This window comes from Pseudomonas sp. RGM2987 (assembly GCF_022952855.1).
In the GTDB taxonomy this organism is placed as follows: domain Bacteria; phylum Pseudomonadota; class Gammaproteobacteria; order Pseudomonadales; family Pseudomonadaceae; genus Aquipseudomonas.
In genome coordinates this window covers 26,469-51,529 of record NZ_JALJDX010000221.1, presented here as the reverse complement: position 1 = coordinate 51,529, position 25,061 = coordinate 26,469, and the positions used below count along the sequence as shown (strand labels likewise).

25 protein-coding genes and 1 riboswitch are annotated in these 25,061 nt (G+C 61.5%); of the genes, 12 read left to right on the top strand and 13 right to left on the bottom strand.

Going from position 1 to position 25,061, the window contains the following annotated elements; genetic code table 11:
• Window positions 1–4: 4 nt before the first annotated feature.
• The gene (gene dapA / locus RGM2987_RS25485) at window positions 5–883 is read right to left on the bottom strand and encodes a 4-hydroxy-tetrahydrodipicolinate synthase (RefSeq protein WP_245145626.1); all 879 of its coding nucleotides are present in this window, start codon (window positions 881–883) and stop codon (window positions 5–7) included.
• 315 nt (window positions 884–1,198) lie between these two features.
• Here dapA and RGM2987_RS25480 point away from each other — a divergent pair, with 315 nt between their 5' ends.
• The gene (locus RGM2987_RS25480) at window positions 1,199–1,759 is read left to right on the top strand and encodes a glycine cleavage system protein R (protein ID WP_003184325.1); all 561 of its coding nucleotides are present in this window, start codon (window positions 1,199–1,201) and stop codon (window positions 1,757–1,759) included.
• A gap of 10 nt (window positions 1,760–1,769) precedes the next feature.
• Window positions 1,770–2,243 carry a peroxiredoxin gene (locus RGM2987_RS25475; RefSeq protein ID WP_245145625.1) on the top strand — a complete coding sequence of 158 codons (474 nt, stop codon included), beginning with the start codon at window positions 1,770–1,772 and terminating at the stop codon, window positions 2,241–2,243.
• Between the two features lie 135 nt (window positions 2,244–2,378).
• Here the strand turns inward: RGM2987_RS25475 and RGM2987_RS25470 are convergent, their stop codons facing one another.
• Both RGM2987_RS25470 and RGM2987_RS25465 read right to left on the bottom strand, forming a co-directional pair.
• On the bottom strand, window positions 2,379–3,449 hold the full coding sequence (locus tag RGM2987_RS25470; protein WP_245145624.1) for an AI-2E family transporter: 1,071 nt from the start codon (window positions 3,447–3,449) through the stop codon (window positions 2,379–2,381).
• Window positions 3,450–3,478: 29 nt separating this feature from the next.
• Window positions 3,479–3,718 (bottom strand): sulfurtransferase TusA family protein, encoded by a 240-nt coding sequence (locus RGM2987_RS25465; RefSeq protein ID WP_245145623.1) that lies wholly within the window; start codon window positions 3,716–3,718, stop codon window positions 3,479–3,481.
• A 97-nt stretch (window positions 3,719–3,815) separates the two neighbouring features.
• Here RGM2987_RS25465 and RGM2987_RS25460 point away from each other — a divergent pair, with 97 nt between their 5' ends.
• Window positions 3,816–5,249: a M48 family metalloprotease gene (locus RGM2987_RS25460; protein WP_245145622.1), complete on the top strand. Its 1,434-nt coding sequence runs from the start codon at window positions 3,816–3,818 to the stop codon at window positions 5,247–5,249.
• A 218-nt stretch (window positions 5,250–5,467) separates the two neighbouring features.
• Here the strand turns inward: RGM2987_RS25460 and RGM2987_RS25455 are convergent, their stop codons facing one another.
• The 4 genes from RGM2987_RS25455 to rpoE form a co-directional block, all read right to left on the bottom strand.
• The gene (locus tag RGM2987_RS25455; protein ID WP_245145621.1) at window positions 5,468–6,898 is read right to left on the bottom strand and encodes a DegQ family serine endoprotease; all 1,431 of its coding nucleotides are present in this window, start codon (window positions 6,896–6,898) and stop codon (window positions 5,468–5,470) included.
• A 234-nt stretch (window positions 6,899–7,132) separates the two neighbouring features.
• Window positions 7,133–8,077 (bottom strand): MucB/RseB C-terminal domain-containing protein, encoded by a 945-nt coding sequence (locus RGM2987_RS25450; protein WP_245145620.1) that lies wholly within the window; start codon window positions 8,075–8,077, stop codon window positions 7,133–7,135.
• Window positions 8,078–8,090: 13 nt separating this feature from the next.
• The gene (locus RGM2987_RS25445) at window positions 8,091–8,678 is read right to left on the bottom strand and encodes an RseA family anti-sigma factor (RefSeq protein WP_245145619.1); all 588 of its coding nucleotides are present in this window, start codon (window positions 8,676–8,678) and stop codon (window positions 8,091–8,093) included.
• A gap of 31 nt (window positions 8,679–8,709) precedes the next feature.
• Window positions 8,710–9,291, bottom strand: a complete 582-nt coding sequence (rpoE, locus tag RGM2987_RS25440; RefSeq protein WP_003172477.1) for an RNA polymerase sigma factor RpoE — start codon at window positions 9,289–9,291, stop codon at window positions 8,710–8,712.
• Between the two features lie 557 nt (window positions 9,292–9,848).
• On the opposite strand from rpoE, the gene nadB reads away from it, so the two are divergent.
• Window positions 9,849–11,465 (top strand): L-aspartate oxidase, encoded by a 1,617-nt coding sequence (gene nadB / locus RGM2987_RS25435; RefSeq protein ID WP_245145618.1) that lies wholly within the window; start codon window positions 9,849–9,851, stop codon window positions 11,463–11,465.
• Here the strand turns inward: nadB and RGM2987_RS25430 are convergent.
• Both RGM2987_RS25430 and RGM2987_RS25425 read right to left on the bottom strand, forming a co-directional pair.
• Window positions 11,434–11,886: a hypothetical protein gene (locus RGM2987_RS25430; RefSeq protein ID WP_245145617.1), complete on the bottom strand. Its 453-nt coding sequence runs from the start codon at window positions 11,884–11,886 to the stop codon at window positions 11,434–11,436. The genes nadB and RGM2987_RS25430 overlap by 32 nt on opposite strands.
• The gene (locus tag RGM2987_RS25425; RefSeq protein ID WP_003184348.1) at window positions 11,870–12,124 is read right to left on the bottom strand and encodes a succinate dehydrogenase assembly factor 2; all 255 of its coding nucleotides are present in this window, start codon (window positions 12,122–12,124) and stop codon (window positions 11,870–11,872) included. The genes RGM2987_RS25430 and RGM2987_RS25425 overlap by 17 nt, the downstream gene beginning before the upstream one ends.
• A gap of 148 nt (window positions 12,125–12,272) precedes the next feature.
• Here RGM2987_RS25425 and RGM2987_RS25420 point away from each other — a divergent pair, with 148 nt between their 5' ends.
• Together RGM2987_RS25420 and RGM2987_RS25415 are read left to right on the top strand one after the other, a co-directional pair.
• Window positions 12,273–13,214: a folate-binding protein YgfZ gene (locus RGM2987_RS25420; protein WP_245145616.1), complete on the top strand. Its 942-nt coding sequence runs from the start codon at window positions 12,273–12,275 to the stop codon at window positions 13,212–13,214.
• A gap of 35 nt (window positions 13,215–13,249) precedes the next feature.
• Window positions 13,250–14,071 (top strand): HDOD domain-containing protein, encoded by an 822-nt coding sequence (locus tag RGM2987_RS25415; protein ID WP_245145615.1) that lies wholly within the window; start codon window positions 13,250–13,252, stop codon window positions 14,069–14,071.
• A 118-nt stretch (window positions 14,072–14,189) separates the two neighbouring features.
• On the opposite strand, the gene RGM2987_RS25410 is transcribed toward RGM2987_RS25415, so the two are convergent.
• Together RGM2987_RS25410 and RGM2987_RS25405 are read right to left on the bottom strand one after the other, a co-directional pair.
• A complete protein-coding gene (locus tag RGM2987_RS25410; RefSeq protein ID WP_245145614.1) occupies window positions 14,190–15,575 on the bottom strand; it encodes a sensor histidine kinase in 1,386 nt (461 codons plus the stop codon).
• Window positions 15,568–16,239: a response regulator gene (locus RGM2987_RS25405; protein WP_041020823.1), complete on the bottom strand. Its 672-nt coding sequence runs from the start codon at window positions 16,237–16,239 to the stop codon at window positions 15,568–15,570. The genes RGM2987_RS25410 and RGM2987_RS25405 overlap by 8 nt, the downstream gene beginning before the upstream one ends.
• A gap of 434 nt (window positions 16,240–16,673) precedes the next feature.
• Between RGM2987_RS25405 and RGM2987_RS25400 the strand changes: the two genes are divergently transcribed.
• Genes RGM2987_RS25400 through RGM2987_RS25385 form a run of 4 tightly spaced genes read left to right on the top strand, consistent with a single transcriptional unit; the run spans window position 16,674 to window position 20,733 of the window.
• On the top strand, window positions 16,674–17,666 hold the full coding sequence (locus RGM2987_RS25400) for a tripartite tricarboxylate transporter substrate binding protein (RefSeq protein ID WP_245145613.1): 993 nt from the start codon (window positions 16,674–16,676) through the stop codon (window positions 17,664–17,666).
• Window positions 17,667–17,722: 56 nt separating this feature from the next.
• Window positions 17,723–18,184 carry a tripartite tricarboxylate transporter TctB family protein gene (locus RGM2987_RS25395; protein WP_245145612.1) on the top strand — a complete coding sequence of 154 codons (462 nt, stop codon included), beginning with the start codon at window positions 17,723–17,725 and terminating at the stop codon, window positions 18,182–18,184.
• A gap of 1 nt (window position 18,185) precedes the next feature.
• The gene (locus tag RGM2987_RS25390) at window positions 18,186–19,700 is read left to right on the top strand and encodes a tripartite tricarboxylate transporter permease (RefSeq protein ID WP_245145611.1); all 1,515 of its coding nucleotides are present in this window, start codon (window positions 18,186–18,188) and stop codon (window positions 19,698–19,700) included.
• On the top strand, window positions 19,693–20,733 hold the full coding sequence (locus RGM2987_RS25385; RefSeq protein ID WP_245145610.1) for an AbrB family transcriptional regulator: 1,041 nt from the start codon (window positions 19,693–19,695) through the stop codon (window positions 20,731–20,733). The genes RGM2987_RS25390 and RGM2987_RS25385 overlap by 8 nt, the downstream gene beginning before the upstream one ends.
• A gap of 143 nt (window positions 20,734–20,876) precedes the next feature.
• Here RGM2987_RS25385 and ung read toward each other — a convergent pair whose 3' ends face one another.
• Window positions 20,877–21,569 carry a uracil-DNA glycosylase gene (gene ung, locus RGM2987_RS25380; RefSeq protein ID WP_245145609.1) on the bottom strand — a complete coding sequence of 231 codons (693 nt, stop codon included), beginning with the start codon at window positions 21,567–21,569 and terminating at the stop codon, window positions 20,877–20,879.
• Between the two features lie 131 nt (window positions 21,570–21,700).
• On the opposite strand from ung, the gene RGM2987_RS25375 reads away from it, so the two are divergent.
• The gene (locus RGM2987_RS25375; RefSeq protein ID WP_245145608.1) at window positions 21,701–22,819 is read left to right on the top strand and encodes an enoyl-CoA hydratase/isomerase family protein; all 1,119 of its coding nucleotides are present in this window, start codon (window positions 21,701–21,703) and stop codon (window positions 22,817–22,819) included.
• Between the two features lie 310 nt (window positions 22,820–23,129).
• Here the strand turns inward: RGM2987_RS25375 and RGM2987_RS25370 are convergent, their stop codons facing one another.
• Window positions 23,130–23,513, bottom strand: a complete 384-nt coding sequence (locus tag RGM2987_RS25370) for a hypothetical protein (RefSeq protein WP_245145607.1) — start codon at window positions 23,511–23,513, stop codon at window positions 23,130–23,132.
• A gap of 304 nt (window positions 23,514–23,817) precedes the next feature.
• A riboswitch (guanidine-I (ykkC/yxkD leader) is annotated at window positions 23,818–23,919 on the top strand.
• 60 nt (window positions 23,920–23,979) lie between these two features.
• Here RGM2987_RS25370 and RGM2987_RS25365 point away from each other — a divergent pair.
• On the top strand, window positions 23,980–25,047 hold the full coding sequence (locus tag RGM2987_RS25365) for a putative urea ABC transporter substrate-binding protein (RefSeq protein ID WP_245145605.1): 1,068 nt from the start codon (window positions 23,980–23,982) through the stop codon (window positions 25,045–25,047).
• Window positions 25,048–25,061: the final 14 nt, after the last annotated feature.

Below are 25,061 nucleotides of genomic sequence, written 5' to 3'. Positions count from 1 at the left end.
TCAATTAAACCAGGACGCCGGACTGGCGCATGGCCTGCCGCAGCGGTTCATGACAGGTATTGCTCAGCCAGGTGAGCGGCAGGCGAATGCCTTCGTGCATCAGGCCCATCTCAACCAACGCCCACTTCACCGGGATCGGGTTGGCTTCGATGAACAGGTCCTTGTGCAGCGGCATCAGTTTTTCGTTGATGGCCCGTGCGGTCTCGGCGTCGCCCTTGAGCGCGGCCTCGCACAGGTCGGCCATTTCGCGCGGAGCGACGTTGGCGGTGACGGAAATGTTGCCCTTGCCACCCAGCAGGATCAGCTCTACCGCAGTCGGGTCATCGCCGGAAAGCAGGATGAAGTCCTTGCTGACGCCATCAAGGATGGCCTTGGCGCGTTTCAGGTCGCCAGTGGCTTCCTTGATGCCGATGATGTTCGGCACGCTGGACAGGCGGATCACGGTCTCGGCCTGCATGTCGCAGGAGGTGCGGCCGGGCACGTTATAGAGGATCTGCGGGATGTCGACCGATTCGGCAATGTGCTTGAAGTGCTGGTACAGGCCTTCCTGGGTCGGCTTGTTGTAGTACGGCACGACCAGCAGGCAGGCGTCGGCCCCGGCTTCCTTGGCGTTGCGGGTCAGCTCGATGGCTTCACGGGTCGAGTTGGCGCCAGTGCCGGCGATGACCGGGATGCGACCGTTGACTTGCTTGACCACGGCACGGATGACTTCGATGTGCTCATTGACGTCGAGGGTTGCCGACTCGCCGGTTGTGCCGACTGCGACGATGGCATGGGTGCCGTTCTCAAGATGGAAGTCCACGAGTTTGCTGAGGCTGGCCCAGTCAAGATGCCCTTGTGCATCCATGGGTGTGACCAATGCCACCATACTGCCCGCAATCATGAAACCGCTCCTGCCGGAAAAAGAGAGCGGTAATGGTACTGGCGCCAAGATGCTTGTACAAGCGAACTACCATTCCCCTTGGCGATGGTTTTCGCTACCCTTCAGGCTTTGATCGGTACCGATAAGCTCACAAGCCGGTTCCAAGCCTGCGTTTTCGTCGCCACAAGCCCCGATCCTGCGTTTGTCCGGGTGCATTTCCGCCGCCATGGAATGCAGTGCAACCCCGGCACAGGGCTTGAGCCGTTCGTTCTACGCGGGCCTGGCGCCGTGTCGAGCCGCGAAGGTGCCGACCGCTCATCGCTTTAGGAATGCTGCATGTCCACCCCCACAGTCCGCGAACAATTCCTTGTTATCAGTGCCCTTGGCGCCAACCCCATGGAGCTGACTAACGTCCTGTGCCGCGCCAGCCATGAAAACCGCTGCGCCGTCGTGACCTCACGCCTGACCCGCCATGGCGAATGCAGCGCGCTGGTGCTCGAGATCTCCGGCAGCTGGGACGCCCTGGCTCGCCTGGAAGGTAGCCTGCCCGTGTTGGCGAAGAAGCACGCCTTCACCGTCAACGTGGTGCGCAGCGCCGCGCTGGAGAACCGTCCCCAGGCGCTGCCGTACGTGGCCTATGTAAGCTCGGCCTACCGCCCGGACATCATCAACGAGCTGTGCCAGTTCTTCATGGACCACCACGTCGAGCTGGAAAACCTGACCTGCGACACCTATCAGGCGCCACAGACCGGCGGCACCATGCTCAACGCCACGTTCACCGTGACCCTGCCGGCCGGCACCCAGATCAGTTGGCTGCGCGATCAGTTCCTGGATTTCGCCGACGCGATGAACCTGGATGCCCTGATCGAACCGTGGCGCCCACAAAACCCAATGTAAGGAAGCGTTCATGGCCGTTGCCATCGACCAACCGGTTAGCGATTTCCAGGCGCCCGCCACCAGCGGGCAAACCGTCAGCCTCGCCGCTCTCAAGGGCAAGCAGGTGGTGATCTATTTTTATCCGAAGGACAGCACCCCGGGCTGCACCACTGAAGGCCAGGGTTTTCGTGACCAGTACGCGCAGTTCCAGGCCGCCAACACCGAAGTGTTCGGCGTGTCCCGGGACAGCCTCAAGTCCCACGAGAACTTCAAGTGCAAGCAGGAGTTCCCGTTCGAGCTGATCAGCGACAAGGACGAGGCCGTCTGCCAGCTGTTCGATGTAATCAAGTTGAAAAAGCTGTATGGCAAGGAATACCTGGGCGTGGATCGCAGCACGTTCCTGATCGACAAGGATGGCGTGCTGCGCCAGGAATGGCGCGGCGTGAAGGTGCCAGGGCATGTGGATGCGGTGTTGGCGGCGGCTCAGGCGCTCGACAAGGCCTGAGGTTTTCCGTTGTCAGTACTGGCGCTATCGCGAGCAAGCCCGCTCCCACATGGATTTGTTAACGTCGAAAATCCAATGTGGGAGCGGGCTTGCTCGCGAAGAGGCCATCAGCTTCACACAGTAACCAGGCCCACCTCACAGCAACGGCGCCACCACCGGCTCCTTGCTCGGCCACGCATCCAGCACCGCCTTGAACAGCGTCGCCAGGGGAATGGCAAAGAATACCCCCCAGAACCCCCACAACCCGCCGAACAGCAGCACCGCGCAGATAATCGCCACCGGATGCAGGTTCACCGCCTCGGAGAACAGCAGCGGTACCAACACGTTGCCATCCAGGGTCTGGATGATCCCGTAGACCGCCATCAGGTAAATGAACTGATCGCTCCAACCCCACTGGAACAGCGCAATCAAGGCCACCGGCACGGTCACCACCACAGTGCCGACGTAAGGCACCACCACTGAAATCCCCACCAGCAACGCCAGCAAGGCCGCGTAATTGAGCCCCAGGGCCACGAAACCGACATAGGTCACGCCGCCGCAGATGAAAATCTCAATGACCTTGCCACGAATATAGTTGGCGATCTGCCGGTTCATTTCCTGGGCAACCCGGGTGATCAGCGCCCGCTCCCTGGGCAGGTAGCCCCGGACCCAACGCCCGATCATCTCCCGATCCTTGAGGAAGAAAAACACCAGGATCGGTACCAGGACCAGGTAAATCATGATGTTCACCAGAAGGGGCAGGCTCGACAGCGAAAACGTCAGCGCCCACTGGCCGAACTTGCCGATCTGGCCACGCGCCACTTCGATGGTCTGCAACACCTGCTCATCGGACACCAGGTGCGGATAGCGCTCGGGCAGCAGCAACAGCAGCGATTGCCATTTGGCGAGCATCCCCGGCAGTTCGTTGAACAGGGTTACCAACTGGTGCCAGAGCAACGGCACGACCACGACCATGAACACCACCAGCAAGCCCATGAACAGGGCGAACACCAGCCCGACCGCTACGGTGCCGGGTAGCCGCAGGCGCTCAAGCGTAGTGACCAGCCCTTGCATCAGGTACGCCAGCACCATGCCCGCCAATACCGGCGCCAGCATGCCGCCCAGGGTAAGCACCGCGGTAAAGGCCAGGAACAACAGCACTGCCAGGACCACGGCCTCTTCATCGGAGAAGTAGCGCTGGATCCAGTCGCGTAACACTTTGAACATTAAAAATCCTTAAGGAACGCCTTCGGTTTTCAGGCTTTTTTCAGCCAATAACGGTAGATACCGTTTTCGTCTTCTTCGCGCAGCAGCGTATGACCGGCCAACCTTGCAAAGGTGCGGAAATCGCGCTGGGAACCGGCATCCGTGGCGATGACCTTGAGCACAGCGCCACTGGCCAGGCGATTGAGTTCCAACTTGGCCTTGAGCAACGGCAACGGACAGTTCAGGCCGCTGGCGTCCAGTTCGGCATCGTGGGCTACAGCATCGGTCATCGGTTCGCTCCGCGCAGGTCGTTGGGCCGCCTAGAATATCTGGTCCCGGGCCCGGTGTCCGGCTACAGTAAGGTCTTTGTCGACTAAGGCTTCGTGCATGACATTTCTGCGCCCTACCCTGCTGACGCTTGCTTGCCTGCTTGCCTCACCGGGCTTCGCCGACGACCTGCCGTCACTCGGCGACGCCAGTTCTGCCATCGTCTCGCCAGAACAGGAACACCAACTGGGTCGCGCCTGGCTGGCCTTGCTGCGCAGCCAGGTTTCGCAGCTCAACGACCCGCAGCTCAAGGACTACGTTGAAACCAGCGTCTACAAGCTGGTGGAAACCAGCCAGGTCAATGACCGACGCCTGGAGTTCATCCTGATCAACAGTCCGCAGCTCAACGCCTTTGCCGCGCCCGGTGGCATCGTCGGGGTCAACGGCGGGCTGTTTCTCAACGCCCAGACCGAGGGCGAATATGCCTCGGTCATGGCCCACGAACTGGCTCACTTGTCGCAGCGCCACTTCGCTCGCGGCGTCGAGGCCCAGCAACGCATGCAAGTGCCGATGATGGCCGCGCTGCTGACCGGTATCGTGATCGCCGCAGCCGGTGGCGGTGATGCCGGGATCGCCGCCATTGCCGGGACCCAGGCCGCCGCTATCCAGGAACAACGGCGCTTCTCTCGCCAGAACGAGCAGGAAGCCGACCGTATCGGCATCCTGAACCTGGAAAAGGCCGGCTACGACCCGCGCTCCATGCCAACCATGTTCGAGCGCCTGATGCGCCAGTATCGCTTCGACGCGAGACCTCCGGAGTTTCTGCTGACCCACCCGGTGACCGAATCGCGGATCGCCGACACCCGCAACCGCGCCGAACAGGCCAAGCCGGGCGGCATCGAGGACAGCGTGCGCTATCAGCTGATCCGCGCACGGGTCCAACTGACCTATGAAGAAACCCCGGGCCTGGGTGCCAAGCGCTTCCGGGCGCAGTTGGATGAAAACCCGAAGAACGACGTGGCCCGCTATGGCCTGGCGATTGCGCAGATCAAGGGCGGGCAGCTCAATGAAGCCCGAGAGAACCTCAAGCCGCTGCTCGCTAAATCGCCCAACGAGATCATCTACAACCTGGCCCAGGTGGATCTGGACATCACCAGTAACAAGCTGGCCGACGCCCAGTCTCGCGTCGACCGGATGCTGAGCCAGTACCCCGGCAATTATCCGCTCAACCAAGTGCGCGTCGACCTACTGCTCAAGCAGAACCGCCCAGTCGACGCCGAAAAAGCCTTGGAAAACCTGCTCAAGACCCGCCCGGACGATCCGGACGTCTGGTACATGGTGGCCGAGACTCGCGGGCTGTCGGGCAACATCATTGGTTTACATCAGGCACGCGCCGAGTACTTCGCCCTGGTGGGCGATTACCGTCAGGCGATCCAGCAACTGGACTTTGCCAAGCGGCGGGCCGGCACCAACTTCCCGCTTTCGTCACGCATCGATGCCCGGCAGCGGGAGCTCATGGAGCAGGAGCGGATGGTCAAGGACATGATGGGGTGATGGGGAAACGAAAGACTCGCGGCCCAGCACAGATCCCTTGTGGGAGCGGGCTTGCTCGCGAAGAGGCCAGCCCATCCAACATCATTGCAAGCTGACCAACCGCTTTCGCGAGCAAGCCCGCTCCCGCAGGGTTTACTGGCTCGCCACTGCAACCCACCCTATTCACCGCGCATAAAAAAACCGCCTCTCTCGAGGCGGTTTTTTGCCCTACTAACTGGTCATTCGGCCAGCTTGAAGGTGATGAAGCTCGCACGTCCCTGACGCAGGACCCGCATCGACACCGAACGGTTCTTCGGCAGCGCCTTGGCGATATCGGTGAACTCCTTGGCGGAGCCGATAGCCTGGTTGTTCAGGTGTGTAATGATGTCGCCCGGTTGCAGGCCGATCAGCGCGGCAGGACCGTCCTGCACTTCCTTGATCACCACGCCGCCTTGCAGCTCCAGGGCCTTCTTCTGCTCATCGGTGAGCTCGGCAACAGCCACGCCCAGGCGGTTGCTGCTGCGCTCGGCGCCGGACTTGGCCAGGGAATCCAGCTCCTTGCCCTCTTCAGGGATCGCACCGACAGTCAATTCGACGTTCTTACGCTTACCCTCGCGAATCACTTCCAGGTTGGCCTTGGCCCCCGCCTTGAGGGCGCCGACCAGGTGCGGCAGGTCGGCGGACATGATGATCGGCTGACCGTTCATGCTCAGAATCACGTCACCTACTTGCAGGCCGCCCTTGGCTGCCGGGCCGCCTTCCTGGATCTGTGCCACCAGCGCACCGGCCGGTTTCTCCAGCCCGAACGACTCGGCCAGGTCCTTGTTCACCTCTTGGATGACTACACCCAACCAGCCACGGCTGACCTTGCCTTCGCTCTTCAGCTGGCTGGAAACGTCCATGGCAACGTCGATCGGGATCGCGAACGACACCCCCATGAAGCCGCCGGAACGGGTATAGATCTGGGAGTTGATCCCCACCACTTCACCCGCGAGGTTGAACAGCGGGCCACCGGAGTTACCCGGATTGATCGGCACGTCGGTCTGGATGAACGGCACATAGTTCTCGTTCGGCAGGCTACGCCCGATGGCGCTGACGATCCCCTGGGTCACGGTGTGGTCGAAACCGAACGGCGAACCGATGGCCACTACCCATTGGCCGGCTTTCAGGTCCTGGGACTTGCCCAGCTTGAGCACGGGCAGATCCTTGCCGTCGATTTTCAACAGCGCCACGTCGGAACGTGGATCGGTGCCGATCAGCTTGGCCTTCAGCTCGCTGCGATCGGACAGACGTACCAGGATTTCGTCGGCGTCGGCGATCACGTGGTTGTTGGTCAAGATGTAACCGTCAGGTGAAATGATGAAGCCCGAACCCAGCGATTGCGCTTCACGCTGGCGACCACCGCCGGGCGAGCGCGGCGCCTGCGGCATCCCGCGTTCGAAGAACTCGCGCAGCATCGGCGGCAAGCCTTCCAGGTCCGGCATCTGCTGGTCCGATACGCGACGATCCGGCAGCTTCTGGGTCGTACTGATGTTGACGACCGCGGGCGAAGCCTGCTCGACCAGCTGCGTAAAGTCAGGTAGCTCGACCGCCATGGCAGGAACCGCCTGGCCGAGCACCAGCACGGTGGCAAAGATGGATAGGTAGGTTTTCAAGCTTGGTATCGACATACGGCTCCCGTTACGACGAGCATGGTTAAGCGATATGGAGCCAGGAATACCCGGAGAATGAGACGCCGGTATTTCTGTTCCGGAAAAACAGGCAAGGCCAGAGCCGAGCGGCTCTGACCTAATAGAAAAAAAGCTGAAGTTTTGCAAATGAAAATGCTGACAGGAAGTTTCGGCATTTCGATCAAGCCCTGGCGTAATCAGCCTCTTGCGCAACCGAACCATCCAGGCGACAGGCTATTGAGTTGCCACGTCGGAGCGCATCGACAGCGCGATCCGTTCCGCCGTGCCGATGGGAATCTCGCCTACCACCGTGACCATCATTTCACCCTGAGGCGTCGTGAGTCGTCGTGACACCGCGGCCGTCGGGCCCAGTTGCGTGCGGGTATCGGTGGCGCTTGCGCCGTTCAATGGCTCCAGGAATACCGAGAAGCGCGCCAGGCCGTCGTCATACATCAGGCTACTGACCTGAACCTGGGTGTCCGGATCCTTGCGCGAATCACTGCCGGTCAGCTCGAAGCCGGGCGGAAGCCAGTCCGAGTGCCAGGCAGTTTTCACTCTGGCGACTTTGCCGGGCGCCTGCGTGACCGCCTTGCAATCGGCGCTGGCCTGAAGGTCGGCATCGGTGGGCACGGCGATGTTCAGGCGAGTGAACTGGAAACGCTCGAGCAGTTGCCCCTTGTCGCTGAGCAACAAGGATTTGAGTGGCAGCCCGGTCTCTTTGTCCAGATGCAATTCAAAGCCGTAGCGATGCTGGTCCTTGGGCGTCAGGGCAACGATGACCGCTTGGCGCCCGGCCACGCGCGATTTGCCGATGACGGCAAGGTCGTACCAATTCTTGAGTTTTTGCGGGTCGAGTGTACGGGTGTTGCTGTCAGGCGGATTGCTCAACCCCGCGATCAGGGAGCCACTGACGCATTGAGTATGTCCATCAATGCGTAGGACTTCCTGTGCCGAACCGTCGAGCTGGAGTAACCGCTCGCGGACTTTGCCATCCTGGACGCGATGCCAGATGTTATGGGTCGAGAAACTACCGTTGCGCTCGTATACGAAAGTGCCTTGGAAGCTTTGCTGTTGCTCGGCTTGGCCCAGACGATTCAACCAGTCTTGAGCCTCATCGGCATAGGCTGGTAACGCACACCAGCCACCCAACAGAAGCGTGAACAGAGGTATGGCGCGCAATGGTGCTCCTTACTTAACGGTTTTCCAGACTGGCGGCACGGGCGTAGGGTAGCGCGCTTTCGGTACCTTTCAAGGCAGCTTCCTGCGCATGTTGACGCAGGTAGTTTGGCAGGCGCTGATCATGCCAGCCAGGTTGGCCTTGCAAAACACCGTTGACCATCGGACCTGCCGCTTCCGAACCTTCGCTGTAACCGGCCAGGACCGCCGGGCCCTTGACCTGCGGAGCAGCCAGGCCAGGCTGATTGGACTGCTGTGCCATCTGCACGCCGGCAATCTCGTCCTGGTTGTACAGGCGCACACCGGCCAGTACGGCTACGGTAACCGAAGCGGCAACCGCCAGGCGACCCAGGCTGCGCCATGGTCCGCGGGAAGCTTTTGCCGGTACGGCTTCATCAGCCAATGCAGCAGAAACGGCCGCAGCGATGTCCAGACGCGGAAGCAGCAGGTCCTTGTGCATGACAGCCCGGGCGATCTGGTAACGAGCCCAGGTCTCACGGGTTTCAACATCGTCAAAGGCATTCAATACCCGACGCAATTCCAGTTCGTCCGCTTCGTTATCCATCACTGCGGACAGCGATTCCTGCAGGGCTTCACGACTCATGGCGTTCCTCTCTTGGCTATCGCCGCTGTCTTTAGTTTTCCTGCAACAACGGTTGCAGGGCTTTGTCGATGGCCTCCCGGGCGCGGAAGATCCGGGAGCGCACGGTACCCACCGGACATTGCATGACGCTCGCAATGTCCTCGTAACTCAGACCGTCGAACTCACGTAAAGTTAAAGCCGTACGCAAATCTTCGGGCAATTGCTGGATGGTCCGATGGACGGTGCCTTCGATCTCATCCCGCAGCAACGCTCGCTCCGGTGATTCGAGGTCCTTGAGGCCATGATCGCCGTCGTAGAACTCCGCATCCTCAGAACTCACATCGCTATCCGGCGGCCGGCGGCCGCGTGAAACCAGATAGTTTTTCGCCGTGTTAATGGCGATGCGGTAAAGCCACGTGTAAAACGCGCTGTCCCCGCGAAAATTACCAAGTGCCCGATACGCCTTGATGAAGGCTTCCTGGGCGACATCCTGGGCTTCATGGGTGTCGTGCACGAAACGCACGATCAACCCGAGAATTTTGTGCTGGTATTTCAGCACTAGCAGATCGAACGCTCGTTTGTCGCCGCGTTGCACGCGCTCGACCAGCTGCTGATCCTCTTCCTGGGTTAGCATGAACACTCCTCGATAAGCTCGAAGGAGGCTGGCATTACTAATTGACCAGGCTTGCAAACATAGACTCGGGCTTTTCGCAAAAGTTCTCCCCCTTTCAAGCAAGTTTCCGGCGCGCTCTGATCCCGGCACGCACGAAAAACGCAGCACGAGATTCCCCGGCTGCGCGAATAATCTGTCGCCGGGCCTGCCGGCGGGGACTCCAAACGAAATCCTGCACCAACCCGACGCTGCTCCCTTTTGCAGACAACCGTCTATTGAACGTAGCCGCTTGGCAAAAGTTCCCACTATTATTGGCGATGCGAATTGAACATTGAACGACCGTGGCGAGATAAGCAGCGTTAATCCTCGAAATGGTCGTTTAATCGTCCTTGCGCCAGAAGTGCGATCCGACGAAGCGTGTCGCATTTCTGTCACACTGGTTCCACATTGCCATGAATGCCCGGCTATTGTGCCGATCCCCCCCTCTATATACTAGTGGGCTGCGTGGTTGCCTGACCCGTTTGCAGCGGCGTCCGACACCAACCCTTCCCGGGTCGCCTTGAGCGGAAATCATTCGAATGAGCCAACAGTTTCAACACGATGTTTTGGTAATCGGCAGCGGTGCCGCCGGATTGAGCCTTGCCCTGACCTTGCCCGGACACCTGCGCATTGCGGTGCTGAGCAAGGGTGACCTGGCCAACGGCTCGACTTACTGGGCCCAGGGCGGCGTCGCGGCCGTGCTGGACGATACCGACACCATTGAATCCCATGTCGACGATACCCTCAATGCCGGCGGAGGCCTGTGCAACCCGCAAGCGGTGCGCTTCACGGTCGAGCATAGCCGGGAAGCCATCCAGTGGCTGATCGACCAGGGCGTGCCGTTCACTCGTGACGAGCAGTCCGGTACCGAAGACGGTGGTTTCGAGTTTCACCTGACCCGCGAAGGCGGCCACAGTCATCGGCGCATCATTCATGCGGCCGATGCCACCGGCGCGGCCATTTTCAAGACACTGCTTGCCCAGGCACGCCAACGACCGAACATCGAGTTGCTGGAACAACGTGTTGCGGTCGACCTGATTACCGAAAAGCGCCTGGGCCTGGACGGCGAACGCTGCCTTGGCGCCTATGTGCTCAATCGCGGCACCGGCGAAGTCGACACCTACGGCGCACGCTTTGTCATTCTGGCTTCCGGTGGCGCAGCGAAGGTCTACCTCTATACCAGCAACCCCGATGGCGCTTGCGGCGACGGTATCGCCATGGCCTGGCGTTCGGGCTGCCGGGTGGCGAACCTGGAATTCAACCAGTTCCACCCCACCTGCCTCTATCATCCGCTGGCCAAGAGTTTTCTGGTCACCGAGGCCCTGCGTGGCGAAGGTGCACACCTGAAGCTGCCCAACGGCGAACGCTTCATGCACCGCTTCGATCCCCGCGCCGAACTGGCGCCACGGGACATCGTCGCCCGGGCCATCGACCATGAAATGAAGCGTCTGGGCGTCGATTGCGTCTACCTGGACATCAGCCACAAACCTGAAGCGTTCATTAAAAGCCACTTTCCGACGGTGTACGAACGCTGCCTGGAATTTTCCATCGACATCACCAAACAGCCGATCCCGGTGGTGCCGGCGGCGCATTACACCTGTGGCGGCGTGATGGTCGACCAGTACGGCCGCACCGATGTGCCCGGCCTGTACGCCATCGGCGAAACCAGTTTCACCGGTCTGCATGGCGCCAACCGCATGGCCAGCAACTCGTTGCTGGAGTGCTTCGTCTATGCCCGCTCGGCAGCGGAGGACATCTTGCAGCAGCTGCCGCAAATCGCCATTCCAGCCGCCCTGCCCGCCTGGGACGCCAGCCAGGTTACCGACTCGGACGAAGACGTGATCATCGCCCACAACTGGGATGAATTGCGGCGCTTCATGTGGGACTACGTCGGCATCGTGCGCACCAACAAACGCCTGCAACGGGCACAGCATCGGGTGCGCTTGCTGCTGGATGAGATCGATGAGTTCTACAGCAACTATAAAGTCAGCCGCGACCTGATCGAGCTACGCAACCTGGCCCAAGTGGCCGAACTGATGATTCGCTCGGCAATGGAGCGCAAGGAAAGCCGGGGGCTGCATTACACCCTCGACTACCCGAACCTGCTCCCCGAGGCGCTGGACACTATTCTGGTGCCGCCCACCTACGCCGGCTGAACCGGAGCCGCACCCGCAGGCGCCGATGGACATCCGGCGCCAACGCGCCGCGGGGCACGCACACCGAGCGGACCCGCCGTTCGCCCCGCAGACGAAAACGCAGCACGATGATCATCGGCAGCGCCAGGCTATCGGGGCACAGCTGCACCGGCTGCCAGCCATCCGCCCGGTTCCAGAGCCGCCAACCGCTGGCGTCGCGACGTAATCCACAAAAGGCCCGCGGATGGGTCAGCAGCAGATGTCGCGGCAGGGTCCAGGCGCCATGGATCAGGCATAGAAACATGCCCGTCGCTGCGAGCCACAACGGGACAGTCAGTACAAACAACGAACCCAAGGCAAATACCTGGGCCAGGAGATAGGCCACCAACAGCTGCCCGCAGGCCTGCCAGCGGCATTCGAAGCGATTATTTGGGCTGGACACGGTCCAGAATCATACGAACCATGCGTTGCAGCTCCGGGTCTTCGGATTCGCTGCGCTCCATGAACCAGCCGAACATGTCCTGATCTTCGCATTCGAGCAGACGGACGTAGCAGGCACGGTCCACTTCATTGAGATGGGGGTAAACCTCTTTCACGAACGGCACCAGCAATACATCCAGCTCAAGCATGCCGCGGCGGCTGTGCCAGTAGAGACGATTGAGTTCAACATCTTCGACCATGGAGCGCTCCTCAAATAGAGCGCAAGTATACAGGCCCCGCCGCCGCGCAACAGACAGCTTTATCGGGCACCATCGATCCTTTGTGAACTACCCATTTCAAGGGCGCCCCCTTATGATGTCCACCAGACTTTTCTACCTGCGATGACCCATGGCTGATTCCGCTTTTTTCTGCACCCTGTCCCACGAAGGCGTTCTCGCGGTCCGCGGCGTGGACGCTGGCAAATTCCTGCAAGGTCAACTCACTTGCAACCTCAACTACCTGAGCGACAGCCAATCGAGTCTTGGTGCGCGCTGCACCCAGAAAGGCCGGATGCAATCGAGTTTCCGTATCCTGCTCGAGGGCGACGGCGTGTTGATGGCGATGGCCACCGAGTTGCTCGAACCGCAACTGGTCGACCTGAAGAAATACGCGGTGTTTTCCAAATCCAGGCTTACCGATGAAAGCGCGGCCTGGGTCCGCTTCGGTCTGCAAGACGCCGCCAACGCCCTGACCGACCTGGGCCTTGAGCTGCCTGCCGAGACCGACAGCGTGGTTCGCCATGACTCGTTGATCGCCATTCGCGTTTCGCCCGGCCGTGCCGAACTGTGGGCCCCGGCCGAACAGGCGCCGGTGCTGCAAACCCGGTTGCGCGCAGCCCTGGCCGAAGCGGACCTGAACGCCTGGCTGCTGGGCCAGATCCGCGCCGGGATCGGCCAGGTCATGCCGGCCACCCGTGAGTTGTTTATCCCGCAGATGCTCAACCTGCAAGCCGTTGGCGGCGTGAGCTTCAAGAAAGGCTGCTACACCGGCCAGGAAATCGTCGCACGCATGCAGTACCTGGGCAAACTCAAGCGGCGCCTGTATCGCCTGCAACTGGATGCCAGCCAGTTGCCGGAGCCAGGCACCGAGCTATTCTCCCCTGTTCACGGCAGCTCCATCGGTGAAGTGGTGATCGCCGCTCAAGCCGAGCGAAACATTGAACTGCTGGCGGTCTTGCAGGCCGAAGCAGCAGAAGAGGGCAACGTGCACCTCGGCACCCTGGAAGGCCCGGTACTCCAATTGCTGGACCTGCCTTACGAACTGGACCGCGACCGCGAAATCCAGCGCTGATCGCAGCATTTGTCGCAACACCCTAGAGAATCGAAATGAGCGATTTGGCGGAGAAGGTCCAACGGGATTTGGTGCAAGCCATCGGCAACGATGACTTGGTTCTACCTACATTACCCGAAGTGGCCCTGCAGATTCGCCGGGCCGCCGAAGACCCGGAAATCAGTGTCAGCAACCTGAGCAAAGTGATCGGCCGCGATACGGCCCTATCGGCCCGCCTGATAAAAGTGGTCAACAGCCCACTGCTGCGCGCGACCCAGGAAGTCACCGACCTGCACACGGCCATCACCCGGCTGGGAGTCAACTACAGCAGTAACCTGGCGATTGGCCTGGTCATGGAGCAGATTTTCCACGCCCGCTCCGAGGTGGTGGAGCAGAAGATGCGTGAAGTCTGGCGCAGGAGCCTGGAGATCGCCGGCGTCAGCTATGCGTTGTGCCGCGCGTACACCCAACTCAAGCCCGACCAGGCCGCGCTGGGTGGGCTGGTGCATCAGATCGGTGTGTTGCCGATTCTGACTTATGCCCAGGACAACAACGAATTGCTCTCGGACCCGGTCAGCCTGAACCATGTCATCGAAACGATTCACCCGGTGCTGGGGGACAAGTTGCTCAGCGTCTGGGAGTTTCCGGAACGACTGGTGAAGTTGCCGGGGCTGTACCTGGATTTCGAGCGCAATTCCAAGCAGATCGATTACGTCGACCTGGTGCAGGTTGCGACGCTGTACTGCTACAAGGACACCGACCATCCCCTCGGCAAGGTTGAATTGTCAGCTGTGCCTGCCTTCAAGAAGCTGGGCATCGACCTGGAGAACCCGGATCGGTTGGCGGATCTCGAAGAAGCGCGGTCGATGTTTTACTAGCCAACTTGCGCCGTTGTGGCGAGGGAGCTTGCTCCCGCTGGGCCGCGAAGCGGACCTTGAATTATGCGACTGCTACGCAGTCGAGCGGGAGCAAGCTCCCTCGCCACAGGGTTTGGGTTTACCCAGCAACAAAACTCACCCGCACTTTCAAACCCCGCTCCTGCCCATCGTGCAAGGTGATCTGCGCCAGGTGGGCGCGGCAGATTTCACCGACGATTGCCAACCCCAGGCCGGATCCGGCCACTTGCTGGTTGCGCCGATAGAAGCGCTCGAACACCCGGTCCCGCTCATGCAAGGGGATGCCCGGGCCATCATCCTCGACTTCCAGCACGGCCGGCGCGGTGACCCGCAGGATCACGTTGCCGCCGGAAGGCGTGTGGGCCAGTGCGTTGTCCACCAGGTTGCTCAACAACTCGTTGAGCAAGGTCGGTTCGCCCCGCAACCACACCGGTTCGTCAGCTTCGAGGGCCAACGCCACGCCGCGGGCATGGGCCAGAGGCGCCATCGCCATGCCCAGTTCACGGGCCAGTTGGCTGAGATCCAGTAGTTTCGCGCCGCCTTCGGCAATCGCCCGGGCGCCGTTCTCGACGCGTGCCAGGGACAGCAGCTGGTTGGCCAAGTGCGTCAGTCGATCAGTGCCTTGGGCGGCAGTTTCCAGGGTTTCGCGCCAGACCAGCGGTTCAGTGGCGCGCAAGCCCAGCTCCAGGCGCGCCTTGAGTGCCGCCAGGGGCGTACGCAGTTCATGGGCGGCATCGGCAATGAATTGCGCCTGGCGCTCGAACTGCCCACGCAACCGCTCGGTGAAATGATTGAGCGCTCGTACCAGCGGCCATAACTCGTGCTGCACTTCAACCAAGGGCAACGGCCGCAGATCGTCCGGCTGGCGCTCTTCCACCGCCGTGCGCAAACGCTCCAGCGGACGCAGCGCGGCACTGACCGCGAACCACACCAGCAACAATGCCCCGACCGCCAGCATGCCCAGGCGCAGCAATGTGTCAGCCATCAGGCTGCGGGCCATGCGGACCCGCGCCTCCTCGGTTTCGGCCACGCGCACTTCCGCCATGCCGTTCATGTTCGGCTCGCTCACTGCCTTGAGCAGGCTCACCACCCGCACGTTCTGGCCCTGGTAGCTGGCGTTATAGAAGCGTGCCAGGGCCGGGTAATCGTCGGTGCGTGGCGTGCCGGGCGGCGGGCCAGGAAGGTTTTCGTACCCGGAGATCAGCTTCTGGTTGATGTCGTTGACCTGGTAATAAATGCGCCCGGCGCTGTCGTAGGCGAAGGTGTCCAACGCCACGTAAGGCACGTCCGCGCTGAGGCTGCCGTCACGTTGCGAAAGGCCGGCGGCGATGGTCCGGGCCGAAGCCAGCAGCGTGCGGTCGTAAGCCGTGTCTGCGGCCTCACGCCCGTTCCAGTAGGCGCTCAAGCCGCTGGCGAGCATCAGCACCACCAGCAGCAGCGCCAGGTTCCACAGCAACCGCCAGCGCAGGCTGTCAGGCTTATGCATCGCGGGTTTCCAGCAAGTAACCCAGGCCGCGGAAGGTCACGATCGCCACCGCATGGCCGTCGAGTTTCTTGCGCAAGCGATGGACGTAGATCTCGATGGCGTCGGGGCTGGCTTCTTCGTCCAGGCCGAACACCTGGGCGGCCAGTTGCTCCTTGCTCATCACCCGTCCCGGCCGGGCGATCAACGCCTCCAGCACCGCTTGCTCGCGGGATGTCAGGGTCAGCAATTCGTCATCGAGAGTAAAGCGGCGGGTGTCCAGATCATAAATCAGCCCACCGCAGCGTTGCTGACGTTCGCCGCCCAATACACTACGACGCAACAACGCCTTGACCCGGGCCTCAAGTTCGGTGAGCTCGAATGGCTTGGCCAGGTAGTCGTCGGCGCCGAGGTTCAGGCCGTGGACCCGATCCTTGACGTCACTGCGGGCAGTCAGCATCAACACCGGCAGGGTCTTGCCCCGCGCCCGCAGACGCGCCAGCACTTCGAAACCGTCCATGCGCGGCAGCCCGACATCAAGGACCGCCACGGCATATTCCTCGCTACTCAACGCCAGGTCGGCCGCCACCCCGTCGTGCAGCACGTCCACGGTCAAGCCGGTGCTCTTGAGCGCCTGGGCGACGCTTTCGGCGAGCTGCAGATGGTCTTCGACGAGCAGAACACGCATGGGTTTTTCCTCGATTCAGGGATGGCCGGCGCCATTCTTTGGCGCGGAGTTTACAGCCGCTTGCGCCACTGTGAAGCCAAAAAACCGGCTGAAAGCTTTTGAAAGGTTAGCGAAAGGTTCGGCCATTAGAGTCCTCTCACGGATAGTTTCGGCTGCCTGACGCAAACGAAAAACGCCTTGAAGCGTTTTCGGCTTAATAAGAACAATAAAAGCGGAGTATTCATCATGCTGTTCATGCAGCTTCAGGTCCCGACACCTGCCTGCCCTTCCCGCTTCTATCAGATCTCCTCGACCGGCGCCGCCTCTTGGCCTGGTGGTTTCCCATGCCTGCTATTGCAGTTTCGACTTGCGTCAGCCATCGATGATGTTCAGGCCGCAAGGCCAGCGACACGCGCTTCAAACCCAACACAACAACAACTCCTGTGGAGACAATAATGAGCCTATCACTGCGTAAAGTAGCCCTCGCGGCCGGTTGCCTGATGTTCGCCGGACAATTGCTTGCCGCCGATCCATCCAAAGAGCCCAAGCGCCCCGAATGCATCGCCCCGGCCTCCCCTGGCGGCGGTTTCGACCTGACCTGCAAACTGGCGCAAAGCGCTCTGGTCAACCAGAAACTGTTGACCAAGCCGATGCGTGTGACCTACATGCCCGGTGGTGTCGGCGCGGTGGCCTACAACGCAGTGGTCGCCCAACGCCCGGCGGACGCCGGCACGCTGGTGGCGTGGTCCAGCGGTTCGCTGTTGAACCTGGCCCAAGGCAAGTTCGGTCGCTTCGATGAAAGCGCCGTGCGCTGGCTGGCGGCCGTTGGCACCAGCTATGGCGCCATCGCCGTGAAGAGCGACTCGCCTTACAAGACCCTCGACGATCTGGTACAGGCCCTGAAGAAAGACCCTGGCTCGGTGGTGATCGGCTCCGGCGGCACCGTGGGCAGCCAGGACTGGATGCAGACCGCACTCATCGCCAAGGCCGCCGGGATCAACCCCCGCGACCTGCGCTACGTTGCCCTCGAAGGCGGCGGCGAAATCGCCACGGCGCTGCTCGGTGGCCACATTCAGGTCGGCAGTACGGACATCTCCGACTCCATGCCGCACATCCAGAGCGGCGACATGCGCCTGCTGGCGGTGTTTGCCGAAAAACGCCTCGACGAGCCGGAAATGAAAGACATCCCGACCGCCAAGGAACAAGGCTACGACATCGTCTGGCCGGTGGTGCGTGGCTTCTACCTCGGGCCAAAAGTCAGCGACGAAGACTACGCCTGGTGGAAAGACGCGTTCGACAAACTGCTGGCCTCCGAAGAGTTCGCCAAGCTGCGTGACCAGCGCGAGCTGTTCCCGTTCGCCATGACCGGGCCGGAACTGGACACCTACGTGAAGAAACAAGTGGCTGATTACAAGGTACTGGCCAAAGAGTTCGGCCTGATCCAGTAACTGTCCCTGTTCTCGTGGCGGCGCTGGCGTCCCCCCGCGTCGCCCAGGAGTTAGTCATGCTCACCATCCAACGTATTTTTGCTTCGGTGCTGCTGTTGGTCTGCATCGGCCTCGCGCTGATGGCTTGGCCTTATCAGGCAGCCTTTTCCTACGAACCGGTCGGCCCGCGCGCCTTCCCGCTGCTGATGCTGGGGCTGATGGGCGTCGCGCTGCTGTACATGGTGTTTCGTCCCGCACCCATCGTGCACAGCGACGAAGATCCGCAACTGGATCGCGAAACCCTGCAGAAAATCGGTATCTGCGTAGGGCTGCTGCTGGTGTTCGCCGGGACCTTCGAACCGCTGGGCTTCATTCTCTCGAGCATTTTGATCGGCGTGCCGATGGCCCGTCTCTATGGCGGTCGCTGGCTGCCAAGCGTGGTGATCATCAGCCTGATGGCCATCGGTCTTTATCTGTTGTTCGACAAGCTGATGGACGTGCCGCTGCCCCTGGGCCTGCTCGACGTCCTGGAGAATTGATATGGATACCCTGAATTATCTCGGCCAGGGTTTCGGCGTCGCACTGACGCCCTACAACCTGGTCACAGCGCTGACCGGCACCTTGATCGGCACCGTGGTCGGCCTGCTGCCGGGCCTGGGACCGATCAACGGCGTGGCCCTGTTGATCCCGATTGCGTTTGCCCTGGGCTTGCCGCCGGAATCGGCGCTGATCCTGCTGGCGGCGGTGTATCTGGGTTGCGAGTACGGCGGGCGCATCAGTTCGATCCTGCTCAACATCCCGGGCGAAGCTTCTACGGTGATGACCACCCTTGATGGCTACCCGATGGCCCGCCAGGGCTTGGCCGGTGTGGCATTGTCGCTGTCGGCCTGGAGTTCGTTCATCGGGGCGTTCATCGCCACCTGCGGCATGGTGCTGTTTGCCCCGTTGCTGGCGAAATGGGCGATTGCCTTCGGGCCGGCGGAATATTTCGTGCTGATGGTGTTCGCCATTGTCTGCCTCGGTGGCATGGCCGGTGATCGTCCGCTCAAGACGTTCATTGCGGCGTTGATCGGCCTGTTTCTGTCCAGCGTGGGGATCGATGCCAACAGCGGTGTGTATCGCTTTACCGGCGACAACATACATTTGACCGACGGCATCCAGTTCGTCGTGCTGGTGCTGGGCCTGTTCTCCATCAGCGAAATCCTCCTGCTGTTGGAAAAAACCCACCGAGGCCAGGAAGCGGTGAAGGCGACCGGGCGGATGATGTTCAACTTCAAGGAAGCGGCATCGGTCTTTGTGGTGAACCTGCGCTGCGGCCTGCTCGGCTTCATCATGGGTGTGTTGCCGGGTGCCGGTGCCACCCTGGCCAGCGCCGTGGCCTACATGACCGAAAAACGCATCGCCGGCGCGAACGGTACTTTCGGCCAGGGCGACAAACGTGGCCTCGCCGCCCCGGAAACCGCCATCGGTGGCGCGGCCTGCGGTGCGCTGGTGCCAATGCTGACGCTCGGGGTTCCAGGTTCGGGGACAACGGCGGTGATGATCGGTGCGCTGTCGCTGTACAACATCACCCCTGGCCCTTTGCTGTTCCAACAACAGCCGGACATCGTCTGGGGCCTGATTGCCTCGTTGTTCATCGCTAACGTCATGCTGGTGATCCTGAACATCCCGATGATTCGCGTCTTCACCCGAATCCTGGCCGTGCCGAACTGGGCCCTGGTGCCGGTGATCGCGATCATTACCGGGATCGGTGTCTATGCCGTGCACGCCACCACGTTCGACCTGTTCCTGATGATCGGCATCGGTATCTTCGGCTACATCCTGCGCAAGCTGGATTTCCCATTGTCGCCGGTGCTGCTGGGCTTCATCCTCGGGGGCCTGATGGAACAGAACCTGCGCCGGGCGCTGTCGATTTCCAACGGTGCGCTGGAGATTCTCTGGTCGAGCCCGATCACCTTCGGTTGCTGGATATTGACCGCGATCATGCTGTTCATGCCATTGCTGCGGATCTGGCGTCGTCGCAGTGCCCAACGCCGTGCCCTGGCCAATGTCTGAAGCAACCTTCAGACAATGGTGGGGAACACCGCTGGTCGGTCTGGCCGGCGGTTACCTGGCCAGCCTGATCGGCTGGCCTTTGCCCTGGATGGTCGGCTCGTTGCTGGCGATCATCCTGGTGCGCTGCCTGACGCCGTGGCAACTGATGGAAATCCCCGGCGGCCGCAAGTGCGGCCAATGGGTGGTGGGCATCGGGATCGGCCTGCACTTCACCCCGGTGGTGATGGAGCAGGTGCTGAGCCACTTCGGCCTGATTTTTTTCGGCGCGCTGATCACCAGCGTGTCCAGCGTGGTGGGTGTGTGGCTGATGCGCCGCACCGGTGAAGACCGCGCCACGGCTTTCTTTTCGAGCATGCCGGGCGGCTCCGGTGAAATGGTCAACCTGGGCGCGCGCAATGGCGCAGACCTCAGCCGCGTCGCGGCCGGCCAGAGTCTGCGGGTGCTGGTGGTGGTGCTGTGCGTGCCGGCCGCCTTCAAATACCTGCTGGGCGAAGGCACTCCGGTGCAGCACGCCACGACAGTCGACTGGCTGTGGCTGGCGCTGCTGTTCCCAGCGGGCGCCCTGCTCGCCTGGCTCTGGCAACGCTTGCGTCAACCCAACCCATGGCTGTTCGGGCCGTTGCTGGTGAGCGCGGCGGTAAGCGTCGGCTGGGATCTGCACATCGGCCTGCCCAACGGGGCCAGCCAGTTTGGCCAGTGGCTGATTGGCAGCGGGTTGGGTTGCCATTTCAACCGGCAATTTTTCCGTCGGGCGCCCTCGTTCATGGGGCGTACCCTGGTCGGCACAGTGTTGACGATGCTGATCGCCAGCCTCGCAGCCCTGGGCCTGAGCAGCCTGACCCACCTGGACCTGCGCTCTCTGACCCTGGGCATGATGCCCGGTGGCATCGCCGAAATGAGCCTGACGGCAGAGACGCTGCAACTGTCGGTGCCGTTGGTGACGGCGTTGCAGGTGATGCGGCTGTTGTTCGTGTTGTTTATGGCAGAGCCGTTGTTTCGGTATTGGACCCGCAAAGCGGGCCCTGATTTGTAGATCAGGTTGCCCCTGAAAGGCTCACGAAGCCCTTGTGGGAGCGGGCTTGCTCGCGAAAGCGGTGGGTCAGCCGCCCATCATGCAGGATGTGCCGACGCCTTCGCGAGCAAGCCCGCTCCCACACGGCCTTCATTGCCGACCGATCAAACCGGCGGCACCCGCCAATCGATCGGCGTCTCGCCCTGCTGTTCAAGGAACTTGTTGGCCCGGCTGAAATGCCCGCAACCCAGGAACCCTCGATAAGCCGACAAGGGCGACGGATGCACGGAAGTCAGCACCAGGTGCTTGGTGGCATCGATCAGCTTCTGCTTGCTCTGGGCATGGGCGCCCCACAGCAGGAACACCAGGTGCGGCTGATGAGCACTGACCACCTCGATAACCCGGTCGGTAAAATGCTGCCATCCCTTGCCCGCATGGGAGTTGGCATTGGCGCGCTCGACCGTCATGGTAGTGTTGAGCAGCAACACGCCCTGGTCGGCCCAGCTTTGCAGGTAGCCGTGGTTGGGGATGTCGATGTTCAGGTCGCGCTTCAATTCCTTGTAGATATTGACCAGCGACGGCGGCGTCGGCACGCCCGGCTGCACCGAGAAACACAGGCCATGGGCCTGGCCCGGGCCGTGATACGGATCCTGCCCCAGGATGACCACCTTGACCTTGTCCAGCGGCGTGGAATTGAGTGCATTGAAAATCAACGATGCCGGTGGATAAATCTCCTTGCCCGCGGCGTATTCCCTGCGCAGGAATTCGCGCAACTCCGCCATGTAGGGCTGGTCGAACTCGGCACGCAGTGCCTGCTTCCAGCTCGGTTCGAGTTTGATACGGTCGTCAGCGGTCATGGTTGCACCTGGTAAAAACAATGGGCGCACCCTAGGAAAGCCTACATGGCTTGTCAATTGATCTGACGCAGAACCGGCACTTTCCTACGCAGCGGTCATACTGACCATTCAAATTCCTGATCGAGGTCACGATGAATCTGCACTTCGAAGAGTTAACCGCCAGCCTGGGAGCGCGCATCGGCATCGCGACCCTGGACGCTGAAAAATCCTTGAACGCACTGTCCCTGCCGATGATCAACGCCCTGCGTGATCGTCTCGATGCCTGGGCCAGGGATCCGCAAATCGTCTGCGTGCTGTTGCGTGGCAACGGCGCCAAGGCCTTCTGCGCCGGCGGTGAAGTGCGCAGCCTGGTAGAAGCCTGCCGCGCCAATCCCGGCGAAGTCCCGCCCTTGGCTGCGCAGTTCTTCGCCGCGGAATACCGTTTGGACTTCAACCTGCACACCTATCCCAAACCCTTGTTGTGCTGGGGCCATGGCTATGTGCTGGGCGGCGGCATGGGGCTGCTGCAAGGCGCGAGCACGCGCATCGTCACGCCGAGCAGTCGCCTGGCGATGCCGGAAATCAGCATCGGCCTGTACCCGGATGTCGGCGCCAGTTGGTTCCTGGCGCGCCTGCCGGGCAAGCTCGGCCTGTTCCTCGGCCTGACCGGCGCCCACATGAACGCCCGCGACGCCATTGACCTGGGCCTGGCCGACCGTTTCCTGCTGGATGAACAACAGGACGACCTGATCGCAGGCCTGCTGCAGCTCAACTGGCAGGAACAGACGGCGATGCAACTCAACAGCCTGCTCAAGGCCTTGCAACAGGAAGCCATCGCCCAACTGCCCGAAGCCCAGTGGCTGCCGCGCCGGCAGATGATCGACGAGTGGCTGGATGTCAGCGATGTGAGCTGTGCCTGGAAGGTTCTCAGCTTGCAGGCCAATCATGCGGACCCGCTGATCGCCCGGGCGGCCAGGACCATGACCGAAGGCTCGCCACTGACCGCTCATCTGGTCTGGGAACAGATCGCCCGCGCCCGGCATCTGTCATTGGCCGGTGTGTTACGCATGGAATACACCCTGAGCCTCAACTGCTGCCGCCATCCCGAATTCAGCGAGGGCGTGCGTGCGCGGCTGATCGACAAGGACCACAAGCCCCATTGGCACTGGCCGGATATCAACCGTGTGCCCGAAGCGGTGGTCGAGGCACATTTCCACAAGGCGTGGGAGGGTCGGCATCCGTTGGCGGATCTGGCTAACGAGTCGTTCTGATATCTAAACCTGTGGGAGCGAGCCTGCTCGCGACGGCGTCAGTCCAGTCACCCATACCCCGTGGCGAGGGAGCTTGCTCCCGCTCGGCTGCGCAGCAGTCGCAGAACCGGGCCCTGCGGTTTGCCTGGATAAATGCGGGGGCCTGCTTCGCAGGCCAGCGGGAGCAAGCTCCCTCGCCACATGGGGTTGGTGTGGAGTCGAAATCAGAGATCGACCCCAGCCCCCTGCGGGAGCAAGGCTCGCTCCCACATTTGTTTTATTTCAGGCATAAAAAAGCGGCGCTCAATGCGCCGCTTTTTTTGTCCGCCGATCAGCGATGGCCGCCTCGTCCCCTTCCGTCATGATCGCCCCGTCCCCGATGATCATGCCCGCCCCGGTCGTCATTCCAGCCACCCCGGTCACGGCCGCCCCAACCACCGCGATTCGGATGGGACCAGTACGCCGCCCGCGGTGGCGAGTAATAGCGTGGGGCTGGCTGGTAGTAGCGCGGTGCCGAGTAATAGCGCGGCGCCGGTTGGTAATACCGCGGGGCGTAGTAGCCACGCGGAGCCGAATAATAACTCCCGCCGCCGTAGTAGGCAGGCGCCGGTGAGGTGTACACCTCGGAGCGGTAGTAAGAGTCTCCGTCGTAGTAAGGCTCGCAAGCCGAAAGAGTCAAACCGAGAAACGCAAGGAGCAGCAGTCGTCGATACATGGCGGCCTCCTGGACCGCGAATGGGCCACATCAGCGACGCTGATGGGCGGCAGTCAACATTGGGTGACTGACGAATATTCAGACAGCAAAATCGGAATCTGGTGCGATTCGGCAACAACTAGAAACATGTAGCTCGTCGCCCTGTTCCGGTGCGCGACGGCACCACAAGCAGGCATAAATACCCCCTCGATCATCCGCCCTCAAGACCCGCACGCTCTGCCCCGTGCCTTTGGTGGACTTGGCACGGCTCTCGCTTTGCAAAACTTCGTGCAGGAGTCATCACAGGTTCGCGGCACCACAATTTGCAATGGCTGACTAGGGTTCCGGCTCGCCTCTGGCGAGTGACTGGTCCGAGAGTTGGCGACCTCCAGTTGAGGTTACACGGCGGGACAAAAGCCCGGGAGACAAGCCACCGTTCACGGTGCCGCGTTGCTCCTGTCCGCCCTTGATCAACTGGAGATCCACCATGCTCAAGCTCCGTCTGTCCACCCTGCTCGTCGCCGCCTTTTCGGCCCTGGTGAGCCTCTCGTCCCCCGCTGCGCAAAAAGACCATTTCAGCGTCTGTTGGACTATCTACGCCGGCTGGATGCCTTGGGAATATGCCGGCAGCCAAGGCATCGTCGATAAATGGGCGAAGAAGTACGGCATCACGATCGATGTCGTGCAGCTCAACGACTACGTCGAATCCATCAACCAGTACACCGCCGGCCAGTTCGACGGTTGCACCATGACCAACATGGACGCCCTGACCATTCCGGCAGCCGGTGGCGTGGACAGCACCGCGCTGATTGTCAGCGACTTCTCCAACGGCAACGACGGCATCGTGCTCAAGGGCGAAGGCAAGAAAGTCGCCGACCTCAAGGGCATGGACGTCAACCTGGTGGAGCTCTCGGTCTCCCATTACCTGCTGGCCCGCGCCCTGGATTCGGTAGGCCTCACCGAAAAAGACCTGAAAGTCGTCAACACCTCCGACGCCGATATTTCGGCGGCCTTCAACACCGCCCAGGTCAAGGCCGTCACCACCTGGAACCCGATGCTTTCGGACATCAAGACCCAGCCCGGTGTGAGCGAAGTGTTCAATTCCAGCCAAGTGCCCGGCGAGATCATGGACATGATGGTGGTCAACACCCAGACCCTTCATGACAACCCGGCCCTGGGCAAAGCGCTGACCGGTGCCTGGTTTGAAGTGGTGGCACTGATGAACGCAAACAATGCGGCCAGCAAGGCCGCACTGGAACACATGGCTAAAGCCTCGGGCACTGATCTGGCCGGTTTCCAATCGCAACTGGACACCACCAAGCTGTTCGCCACGCCTGCCGAAGCCTTGGGCTTTGCCACCAGCGAACAATTGCCCGCGACCATGGGCAAGGTGGCCGAGTTCTCGTTCCAGCACGGATTGCTGGGCGAAGGCGCCAAGAGCCCCGAAGCGGTCGGTATCGCGTTTGCCGGTGGCGTGACCCACGGCGACAAGGCCAACCTCAAGCTGCGCTTTGACCCGACCTACGTCCAGCAGGCCGTCGACGCCAAGCTGTAAACCGGAGACCTGGC